We start from the raw sequence: 10,944 nt of genomic DNA on the forward strand, positions 1-10,944 counted from the left end.
CAGCGCCGGGCCCAACTTCGGGATTGGGTTCGAAACCTATTGCCTCGTGGTATTGCGGATTGAAATCCTCGCCGACTTCGCCAACTGCTGAGAGACCATTCCGGCTTACCGCCTCCAGAAGCAGCTTGCGGGTCATGGCCACGCCTTCAACCATATCCTTGCATGCCTCGTGCTGGCTGGCATATTGCAAGGCCAGATCCAGGTTGTCCAGAGCAGGAAGGATATCATTGAGGACTTTTTCGGACGCATAACGCATTTGTTCCTGATGTTCCCGTGTCAGCCTCTTCTTGAAGTTTTCCATTTCCGCTAACTGTTTTTGTGTAAGCCCCTTCTCTTTTCGACAGATCGCAATGAATTTTCCTATCGCTTCCTGGTTCATGTTTTTATCCTCCTTGCCAGTAGTATAACAGAAAAAAACTTCTCAGGAACTAACCAATAGTTGATTCTGGCAGATTCAACCAGCAGTTGATGGCTTCTCATACCATGTCCCCTCCTTAATTGCTTCCTCACTGGCTGTTCCGGGCAAAATAATATCATTGTCCATTATCCGAAAACAAAAGAAGAAACGCGGGATTTCTGATCAATTTTTGTCGCCCTTTGATCTGAATTATGTTAAAATACAGGTAGGATACAAAAAAACAGATGAACAGGAGATATATTCCAAATACACCGTTCATATCAGAATCGAGAGAAAACAGTATGATCATAAGCGCAAGCAGAAGAACTGACATACCGGCCTTTTTTTCCGAATGGTTCATGAACAGGATCGAAGCCGGGTATGCATATGTAAGAAACCCTGTGAACATACATCAGATCAGCAGGATTAACCTTACGCCGGACGTCGTTAACTATGTTTTCTGAATCTGGAGTAACGATAAGTCGATTTTGAACTGTACCTTCTGTATGCTTATAACCTTCATATTGGGGGATCTCAAAATTCTCGAACATCTTAGTAGGTTCATCCCAAGCCCCATAAGTCTTATCACCAGTTGTTAGATCTTCAGTCACTTCACGTTTAAAGACTACATCTTGGACGAAAGTGGCAAAGAGTTGATCGTCATGCCAAATATTGATCGTACGGGTAATGATCCTTTCTTCGGTGTATGTTTTTGTATTAGCAACATAATGAACATCGACCACTTGATTTGGAGTATCGGCTGTTACGTTCATGTTATCGACTTTATTGACGACAACACCATTGATCTGTGCTGTATACCCTGCTTGTTCAGGAATATCATAAGCATCAAATTGACCATTTTGTATCCCTACCGCGCCATCATCTTTGACATACCAAATTCCTAAGATCTTGTGGAATTTTACAGTTTGGACTTTGGTATCGACCAACTTATCATCTTTATAAAGGTTGATCGTACGAGTAACTGTTTTTTCTTCGTAAGCTTGGCCATCAATTTGTTTTTCAGCTTCTGTTTGTTGCGTCAAGGCCACTTCTGTTTGCTTATTTAAAGGATCAGAGACAGTTTCAACTTGGCTTTCTGTTGTAGCTGTCTCTAAATTTTCATTTTCGGCAGCTGAGATACCACCCGCACCTAGAAATGTCATCCCTAATAAGACCGAAGCTACCCCAACACTTAACTTGCGTAGACCATAACGTTGCTTTTTAGATGCTTGTTTTTCCAACATCAATTTTTTATTTTTCTTCGATACCATCCTAGTTAGATCCTCCTAATTAAAATAAAAAAACACTAATACCCAACACAGATATTACATTAAATTTTTTAGGTATTTTTATAACTAGGAATAAAATATCATACACGATAAATCAATTGGAAACCCTTTGCACATACTTATAGACAAACTTAACTATGCTTAAAAATATTCCAAGAAATTTTTGGTATATATTATTTTTTTAATCAAAACAATAATTTTTTAAACAAAAAAGGCTGATCCTTTTATAGGATCAGCCTTATGATCTACTTATGATATGGGCTACCATTATTGATCATGAAACCACGATAGATCTGTTCAGTCAAAACCAAGCGCATCAATTGATGCGGTAACGTAAAACGTCCAAACGATATCTTCGTTTGAGCTCTCTTTAAAACTTCTGGACTCAATCCAAGTGATCCCCCGATCACAAATGTCAGATCACTATGCCCATAAGTTCCTAATTTTTCTAACTCAGAGGCAAATTCTTCTGATGAACGCTCTGTACCTTCGATCGCTAATGCATAAACATACTCTTTATCCCGAATTTTATGCAAAATACGTTCCCCCTCTTTTTGCTTTACAGCTTCCATCTCGGCTAAACTTAGTCTTTCAGGCGCCTTTTCATCTGGAACTTCAATGACCTCAAATTTGCAAAATTTACTTAATCTTTTGGAATACTCAGCGATCCCTTGCTTTAAGTATTTTTCTTTGAGTTTTCCAACACAAATGACCTTAATATTCACAAAAATAATTCCTTTCTCATATACTTATCCACAGAGTTATCCACATATCCACAGAGTTAACCACAAGATATTGGGGAGTACTTTTGTTCTGTCCCAATATTTATGGGGACAACCTTATTAAATATCTTCTTGTATTATTATACACAATATCCAAAAAGGACGGTACTAAGTTTTCACTTAGTTGCCGTCCTCATAATTAACATTTTGATTTAACTTTATTCATTTGAGTTCGATGATGTCGTCGTATTGGAATCATCTGCTTCCAATGTCAATTTTACATTAGCAGTCTGTTGCTTACCTTCATGATAATAACCGATCTCAACAGTGTCACCGATCTTATGTTCATATAATGCTTGGCGCAAGGTCGCTAAATCGGTAACTTTCTTACCGCCGATCGACGTGATCACATCATATTTAGCAATACCACTATCTTTCAACGGTGAACTGGAATCGATCTTCATAACGACCACACCGCTAGTAACATCTGTCGGTAACTTGAGCGTATCTGTTCGAGCACTTTGAGAGATATAATCTAGATCAACTAGCGAGATCCCCAATGCTGGACGCTTAACCTTCCCATTTTCAACTAATTGGTTGATGATCGAAACCACTTCATTACTTGGGATCGCAAAGCCCATCCCTTCGACTGAAGTCGATTCACTTGAACCAGTACTTGAAAGTTTCATCGAGTTGATCCCGATAACTTGACCTTGTAAGTTAACTAAAGCACCACCAGAGTTACCTGGATTGATAGCCGCATCAGTTTGGATAACAGTGGCTTGACCTGTGGTGATACCACTGCTGTTAGTTACGTTGATCGTCCGACTTTTAGCCGAAATGATACCTTGAGTCAAAGAGGTGGCATATTCTGAGCCAAGGGGAGAGCCGATCGCCAAAGCTGTTTCACCAACTTTGATATTATCCGAGTTGCCAAAACTTGCAACTTGTTTAACATCTTTGGCGTTGATCTTAAGCACAGCCAAGTCAGTTACCGAGTCATGTCCCACTACCGTAGCCGATAATTTCTTGCCACTATTCAACAAGACTTCAACTTTGTTAGCTCCCGAGATCACATGGTTATTTGTGACGATATAAGCAGTATTACCGCTCTTTTTATAAATGACTCCTGAGCCTTCACTAGTGGATGTTTGACTAGTCGAGTTACCAGAATTTTGCCCAAAGAGATCTTCTAAAGACGAACTGGATTGTTGTTCTGAATAGGCTTCGACCGAAACGACTGCATCTTTGACCGCATCAAAAGCTTTAGTCGTTTGTGTGCTGACGTTGACCTTAACATTGCTGGTCGCCGTCGTCCCTTGGGAATTACTTGCTAGTTGCGTACTGTTATTTTGATACAAAGTATAGCCTCCAACAGCTACACCACCACCAAGTACACCAGCACACAGACCGATCAAAAATACTTTACCTAGCCCTCGTTGCTTTGAGCCTGGCTGTTTGGCCGGCCCATTATTTGAGCCAACTTCATTAAACTCACCATCAAATTGTTCATTATTGCTCATACAAAAAGTCACCTCTTAAAATTAAGTATCTATATTATATATAATAAGCCTTTTGCAACAAAATTGCTTACAATAATGTAAAAATTAACTTTATCCTAAAAAATATAGTTTTATCTTAAAGAACTGCCAACTCGGTCGCTTGCGCTGGATCGGTGTCTAATAAGAGAAAATCTTGATCAACACCAAAGTCTTTAGCTTGCATTTGACGTTGGACTGTTAAATGCGCTAGTTCTTTGACATTATTTTCTTGGCTCAAGTGTCCAAGATAGATCTGCTTAGTCCGAGCACCTAAAACGCTCATCAACGCATTAGCGCCATCTTCATTGGATAAATGCCCTTGATCACTCAAGATCCGTTGCTTTAGCGCCCACGGATAGATCCCTGCGCGTAACATCTCAGTATCGTGGTTGCATTCAAATAAATATCCATCTGCATTTTCTACGATCCCTTTGACCCGATCTGAAACATAGCCAGTATCTGTCACAATGGCAAATGATTTACCCGCATAATGCACTTTATAAAATTGTGGATCGATCGCATCATGCGAAACGCCAAAACTTTGGACATCTAGATCACCAAAAGTTTGGACTGTCTCACGTTTAAAAATGTGCTTTTGTTCTGTTTTGACCTGTCCGATCTTAGGCGCCATTTGCTCCCAAGTCTTCTCATTGGCATAGACATCTAAGCCATAGCGGCGGGCTAAAACACCGACACCCTTGATATGATCACTATGTTCGTGAGTCACTAAGAGCTTATCAACATCTTTTAATGTCCGCCCGATCGAATTCATCAGTCCTTCGATTTTTTTACCCGAAAGTCCAGCATCGATCAATAATTTTTGCTTAGGAGTCTCGATATAAGTTGCATTGCCTGTACTCCCACTGGCAAGCACGCTAACTTTCAGCCCAACTTCTTCACTCATTGTCAAGCTATCCTTCCTCATTTATTTAACACTGATCGTCTCATCCATCACACTACCTGTAAAGGCGTTGATCCGTCGATACTGGATGTTACCTGTATTACTGTTTTTTATACAGAAATTCCAAGTCGGAATATATACGATGCTGTTATTTACCGATAATAACCGTGTATACCCTAAATGACACCACAAAACTTGCGTATTAGCGGGCAACTTGTTGTATTGATATAACCAGATCAACGCCCGTTCTTGGCTGATAGTATCACGTTTTTCACGCAAGATCTGGACGTCATTCATATATCCTTGAGTATAGCCTGTCACATAGTCATTTTTGATCTCAAATCGGATCTGACCATCATTAGAGTACACCGGCCCCCCATAGATCATCTGCGTATAAACGATCACGGATTTAGTTGAAAGATCTTTATTATAAGTATACTCCTTACCAAAGAGGACGATACTACTATCTTTCAAAAATTCATCTATTGTTGCTTGTGGTTTGTCTGGATCGACTAGTTTTAAACCATCCGTAAAGTCGACCGTTAATTTATGATTGGCATATTCCCAACTATAGCGCAACTGCTCAGCTTTCTCCCGCAAAATATTTGAATTTGAGCTGGAGACATAATAACCAGCTTGAGTTTTATCCGATAGATGTCCATAAGAGATCTGATCATTTTTAATACTCTTTAATACAGATCCCGAAGTATTGGTCGTAGAAAACGAACTCGTTCGTTGATCGATCGTATCATTTTGTGTCACATAAACACTTAATAAGAAGATATCTAAGGCGATAAAGGCAATGACAAAGATCCATTCGATACGCTTAAAATTCATTGGCGTTATCCCCCCATTTCTTCCCTGAGATCAGATCTTGATAATTGATCCAAACGTTATTGTATTTGACAAAATATGTCGGTGTCAGATCAATGACCAATGAAGCTGTACTATTTTGCGAGACCGTATAACCGATCTGAATATCACTGATCTTATCCAAATTGATGTCGGCACTTTGTAACTCAGGCAAGATCTCTTTAGTCGGCTTGAGCGTCACTGCTTTACCAGCTGCTGGCACTGGAACTTGTAGACTGCATTGGGAAAAGATCAATTTCTTGTTACGGACGCGATTTTGGATCTGATAAGTCCCAAAATCGCGTGCCGAGATCACAGGAAAACCATCGATGTAACTGCGATAGATGACATTTTTTTCCTGCATATCATACTCAGAATACTTAACATCAGTTAAACTAACGCCTAATTGCTCTAGATCAGTAAAATCATTTGTTAAATGATCATCTAAAGTCCAATTCTGGCGTCCAGTCTCATCAGTCAGATAATCCGTATATGTTATCAAGCCCGTTTTGTCGCGGATGCTCAATTTTTGCCCCGAATCATCGGAATAGACCGTTACGCCATCTTGTTCACGGGTCGTCAGTGATGAGGTACTGCTCTTTTCGGTCCCTAACAAGCGTGTAACGTACATCCCCACATTTTCTTTATTGTATAAATAACTATAACGTGGCACCGTGACCTGATCTTCATAATACTGGATCAGACGTCCGTTTTGATATTCATAGCTAAGTTTATAGCGCTTGAGCTCCTTTGTTTTGTGGACGTTATTGAGCTTATCTTTATCATATTTGGTCAACTTGGCCTTGTATACCTTGAGACCTGCATCTTCTAGAAAATAGACCTCAGAGCCATCATAACTGATCACGATCCGATCAAAGCTGTAATTCTCACTCTTAACTGGCTGTTCAGCAATGTATTGTTTCAAGACTCCAAAGGAGAGCTCTGAACCATAATTCAACTGATACGATCTAGGCGTCTGCATTAGCTTTAGGTACTCGTTTTTACTGACAGTCTCTGGTTCACTGATATCAGTTATCTTACTTCCTTCTAAAGAAGTCATCATTAGATCGACTACATCGATCCGATTGCTCAATAGCCGACTGGATGAGCGTTTATCTGTTACCGTGATCGATACTGGTCGATATACATCAGTTAATTTTTTCTTGTCTGCCGTGTTGGTATCATCATTGATAACTTTAGTCTTATCCGGAGCTGCCATCCCTGCTATGCGTTGAAAATAAACAGGCGTTACCCAGATCAAAGCTGTAAAAACAACACTAAATAACACCGCAAGGATCAAAATGGCATGCAAAAACCACCCATTTAAGCGTTTATTCTTCATCCCATAGATCTCCTTCCTCGTATTCTTCATATGGTAGCGAGATATAGAAGGTCGAACCCTTTCCTTCTGTACTATCGACCCAGATCCGGCCGTGATGTAACTCGATCACTTCTTTAGAGATCGCTAGTCCAAGACCAGTCCCACCTTGTGCCCGTGAACGCGCCTTATCGACACGATAGAAGCGCTCAAAAATGTGCGATAGTTCCTTTTTTGGCATTCCTAGACCTTGATCAGAGATACTCATGATGACATGATTATGCGTCTCCAACAAACGACAAGTGATCACACCACCATCGGGTGAATACTTGATCGCATTATTCATGATATTATCTACCACTTGAATGATCTTGTCGGTGTCGACTTCGACCCAAAGTGTCTTATCGGTAAAATCACGTTTGATCGTATAATTTTTTGTCACTTCACGTGTATCATTATTGTCCTTTTCAAGCATCATATCAAAACGGTTCAAGATATAGTTGAACAATTCATTTAAGTTGACTAACTCCAAGTCTAACTCGACTTTTCCAAGATCCATTCGCGATAAACTCAAAAGATCATTGATCATCCGGATCATCCGGTCAGTTTCTTCTTGAGTGACCTTTAAAAAGGCTGGTGCGATCTCAGGGTCTTGCCAAGCACCTTCATTTAATGCCTCAATGTAACTGCGCATACTCGTCAACGGTGTCCGCAATTCATGTGAAACGTTGGAAACAAATTGTCGCCGCTCGCGGTCGATCCGTTGTTGTTCGGTGATATCATGCAAGACACAGACGATCCCGATGATAAAGCCTGAACGCCGTTGGATCAGCGAAAAATTGGCATTCAAGATCTGGTCACGATTGGTGTCTAATTCATCCAAAATGATCTCATTTTGATTTTCCAAAAGTTCGCGGATCGTATATTTATCCCGGATATTCAAAACATCTAAGATCGACTTATTCCTAACATCATCTGGTTTTACTTCTAACGCTTCACACGCCATATCGTTGATGATCGTGATCTTGCCCCCACGGTCAGTAGCGATCACACCATCTGACATGTGCGATAAGATCAGATCCAAGCGTCGTCGCTCTGATTCAGTCGCTTCTTGTGCTTCTTCGACCCGTGCAGATAGATTGTTGACGGCTTGGGCTAATTGACCCAATTCATCTCGTCCATAAACTTGGACTTGACCAGAATAATCTCCCCGAGCGATCCGCGCAGTTTGCTTTTTCATTTCATCGATCGGGCGGGTGATCGCACTTGAAACAAGGATCGCAAGGGCTAACCCGATCCCCGTAGCGATCAACGCCGCGGTCGCAAAGATCACGATAACGTCATTGACCGAATCGTAGACACTTTCTAAATTAGCGCGGACATAGACCGCACCGACGACTGTATTGTTATTGCCCGAAGTATTGAACAACGGGGTGATCGCGATATAATAGCGCCGATTATCGCGCTCATTGTACATCGTCTGCGAGAAATTACGTCCACTGTACAAAACCTGTTTAATATTACTATTCGTTGCTTTTTGCCCGATCATCGAGCGAGTATTCACATTATTTTCACCACGGATCACACCTTTAGCATCTACAACTTGAATATCTGAAATATTATTATTATTGATATCATCTAAGATAGTTTTGATCCGCTCATTTGCTTCATTTGTATCAGCTTCATTCAATTGCGTGACTAGCAAATTATTGACATAAGCTGGCATTTCCACACTTTGCTTAAATTGTTTTAAATTCTCACTTTTTAAGCGTTGTACAAATACCGCACCAACGATCTGAAAGGCTAAAAACAACAGTAAAGCAAAAACCAGTGCGATCTTAAAATGGATCGACTGGAAAAAATGCAATTTCTTATTCATTTTACTCGGCCTCTGGATTACGTAAATAATAGCCGACCCCACGGCGGGTCACCAACCAGACTGGGCGACTAGGGTTATCTTCGATCTTTTCGCGCAAACGGCGGACCGTTACGTCAACTGTCCGAACATCCCCAAAGTAATCATAGCCCCAAACGGTCTGCAACAAGTGCTCTCTAGTCATGACTTGCCCAATGTGTTTAGCTAAATAGTAAAGCAATTCAAATTCACGATGGGTCAATTCGATATTTTCATCATTTTTGGAGACCACATATGCCTCTGGGTGGATCGTTAAATTTCCGATCACAATGTCATTACTTTTTTCTTTTTCTTCACTTTGAGCGCTGGCTACTACCGTGGCTTGGCGCCGTAAATTAGCCTTGACCCGTGCGATCAATTCACGGTTAGAAAATGGTTTGGTCACATAGTCATCAGCACCCATTTCTAAGCCTAAGACTTTATCTAATTCTGTATCTTTAGCCGTTACCATAATGATCGGCATTTCATATTTTTTTCGAACTTCACGTGCCACTTCGAGCCCATCGACCTTAGGTAACATCAGATCTAAAATGATCAGATCAGGTAAGACCTCTTCGACCTTATCTAAAGCCTCTTGGCCATCTTCGGCAGTGTATACATCGTAACCTTCTTTGGTCAGATTGAACTTGATGATATCTAAGATCGGTTTCTCATCATCTACAACTAAAATCTTTTTCATAAGTTTAAATTCCTCTTTATATAAATTACATACATATCACTGTGAGCACTACTGCTTCTTGGATGTAGTTCAATAGCTCCTACCACCCTTATTGTACTACAAACTCAGCTTTGGTTACAGAAACTCAATGACCTGGTTTTGACCGTTTTATTCAAAATGCACAAAAAAAACAGCAACCACAGAGCAAGATCTGCAATTGCTGTTAGTAAATCTCTGATGGGTGGTCAGGGGATCGAACCCTGGACCCACGGATTAAGAGTCCGTTGCTCTGCCAGCTGAGCTAACCACCCATTTCATCAACGAATAATACTATATCAAAGAAAAAGCCAAAGCGCAAGAGTTTTTTGGTAAAAAACTAAAAATGCCCGCTATGCTCATTACAAGCGGTCCTTTTCGATCAGATATTTAAGCTTGATCCCCCTTAATTTTTGTTTACTTATCGCAGTAGATTTTTAAACCTTTTTTTGTTTAATTTACTATTTTCTCTTTGTTAGGCTTACCTATATAAAGCTATTTTTCCTGATAGAGGTGATCTTTTTGGAATATGAATTACTGCTACGTGCACTCTCAAACTGCTTGCATATGCCACTCTTGGTCTTAAATGAACAATTTGCGCTTTGTAAACACTATAATGCACTAGAGACTGATTTTGGCTATGACTATCAAACACTATTTACTGACCTAGAAAAAAATGCCAAAAAGCATGCTCTAATAACTGGTAAATTAAATGAACTCCTTTTGTTATATGCTTTTAACGACCATTATTTTATCTTTGGTCCTTTTCGCTGCAATTTAACTGATCGTAATGTTTTATATAAATATTTAGACGCTTTAAATATGCCCCTAGCCCAATACGAATTGACCTACACACAATTGGCCGCCTTACCGATCTACTGTCTCGAAGATATCCGTGACATCATCTATCTGATCAATTATTTTTTCACTGGCGAGACCGCCGATCAACTTGCTAACTGTAATTTTCAGCAGTTGACTCGGACTACTCATCTCCTGAATAAAGAACGTCGCACTCTACTGACCCAAGCACCACTTTCTTACGCTCAGATCTATCAGCATGAGAAAAAATTACTTACATGCATCCAAAAAAATGAGCCCAAACAATTGTCAAAACTCATCCAAGCGATCTCCTGGAGTAAATTAGGTCATACTTTAGGACCAGATCTACTTCGGGCCCAAAAGGACTATTTGATAGTTTTATTAGAAAAGGTCACCCATCTAGCTATTGCGAACCAACTTCCACCCTCCGAATCAAAGCACTTACAAAATGTTTTTATTACCGAGATCGAACTCTGCACCACTACTGCCCAACTGA

General features: G+C 40.3%; 10 protein-coding genes, 1 tRNA gene and 1 pseudogene. 2 read left to right on the plus strand and 10 right to left on the minus strand.

Annotated elements, in window-relative coordinates:
* Positions 1-379 (minus strand): nucleotide exchange factor GrpE (gene grpE, locus Q9Q35_RS07180; RefSeq protein ID WP_304652773.1); only part of this gene is annotated, 379 nt, incomplete at its 3' end.
* A 377-nt stretch (positions 380-756) separates the two neighbouring features.
* On the opposite strand from grpE, the gene Q9Q35_RS07185 reads away from it, so the two are divergent.
* Positions 757-861 (plus strand): hypothetical protein, encoded by a 105-nt coding sequence (locus Q9Q35_RS07185; protein WP_304652782.1) that lies wholly within the window; start codon positions 757-759, stop codon positions 859-861.
* A 57-nt stretch (positions 862-918) separates the two neighbouring features.
* Here Q9Q35_RS07185 and Q9Q35_RS07190 read toward each other — a convergent pair.
* From Q9Q35_RS07190 to Q9Q35_RS07230, 9 genes and pseudogenes are all read right to left on the minus strand, one after another.
* Positions 919-1,668, minus strand: a pseudogene (locus Q9Q35_RS07190) (YSIRK-type signal peptide-containing protein); the annotation flags it as partial.
* Between the two features lie 263 nt (positions 1,669-1,931).
* Positions 1,932-2,411 (minus strand): 23S rRNA (pseudouridine(1915)-N(3))-methyltransferase RlmH, encoded by a 480-nt coding sequence (rlmH, locus tag Q9Q35_RS07195; RefSeq protein ID WP_304652774.1) that lies wholly within the window; start codon positions 2,409-2,411, stop codon positions 1,932-1,934.
* 215 nt (positions 2,412-2,626) lie between these two features.
* Entirely contained in the window at positions 2,627-3,931 is a 1,305-nt protein-coding gene (locus Q9Q35_RS07200; protein WP_304652775.1) for a S1C family serine protease, read from the minus strand.
* A 115-nt stretch (positions 3,932-4,046) separates the two neighbouring features.
* Positions 4,047-4,853: an MBL fold metallo-hydrolase gene (locus tag Q9Q35_RS07205; RefSeq protein ID WP_304652776.1), complete on the minus strand. Its 807-nt coding sequence runs from the start codon at positions 4,851-4,853 to the stop codon at positions 4,047-4,049.
* Positions 4,854-4,874: 21 nt separating this feature from the next.
* On the minus strand, positions 4,875-5,687 hold the full coding sequence (locus tag Q9Q35_RS07210; RefSeq protein WP_304652777.1) for a two-component system regulatory protein YycI: 813 nt from the start codon (positions 5,685-5,687) through the stop codon (positions 4,875-4,877).
* Positions 5,677-7,044: a YycH family regulatory protein gene (locus Q9Q35_RS07215; RefSeq protein WP_304652778.1), complete on the minus strand. Its 1,368-nt coding sequence runs from the start codon at positions 7,042-7,044 to the stop codon at positions 5,677-5,679. Before Q9Q35_RS07215 ends, Q9Q35_RS07210 begins: the two co-directional genes overlap by 11 nt.
* The gene (gene walK / locus Q9Q35_RS07220) at positions 7,034-8,899 is read right to left on the minus strand and encodes a cell wall metabolism sensor histidine kinase WalK (protein WP_304652779.1); all 1,866 of its coding nucleotides are present in this window, start codon (positions 8,897-8,899) and stop codon (positions 7,034-7,036) included. Before walK ends, Q9Q35_RS07215 begins: the two co-directional genes overlap by 11 nt.
* A 1-nt stretch (position 8,900) precedes the next feature.
* A complete protein-coding gene (gene yycF, locus Q9Q35_RS07225; protein ID WP_304652780.1) occupies positions 8,901-9,614 on the minus strand; it encodes a response regulator YycF in 714 nt (237 codons plus the stop codon).
* A 217-nt stretch (positions 9,615-9,831) separates the two neighbouring features.
* Positions 9,832-9,904, minus strand: a tRNA-Lys gene (locus Q9Q35_RS07230).
* 247 nt (positions 9,905-10,151) lie between these two features.
* Here Q9Q35_RS07230 and Q9Q35_RS07235 point away from each other — a divergent pair.
* On the plus strand, positions 10,152-10,944 hold a 793-nt coding region (locus tag Q9Q35_RS07235; protein WP_304652781.1), incomplete at its 3' end, for a hypothetical protein.

Origin of the sequence: uncultured Ligilactobacillus sp., assembly GCF_948826705.1 — a bacterium.
GTDB lineage: Bacteria > Bacillota > Bacilli > Lactobacillales > Lactobacillaceae > Ligilactobacillus.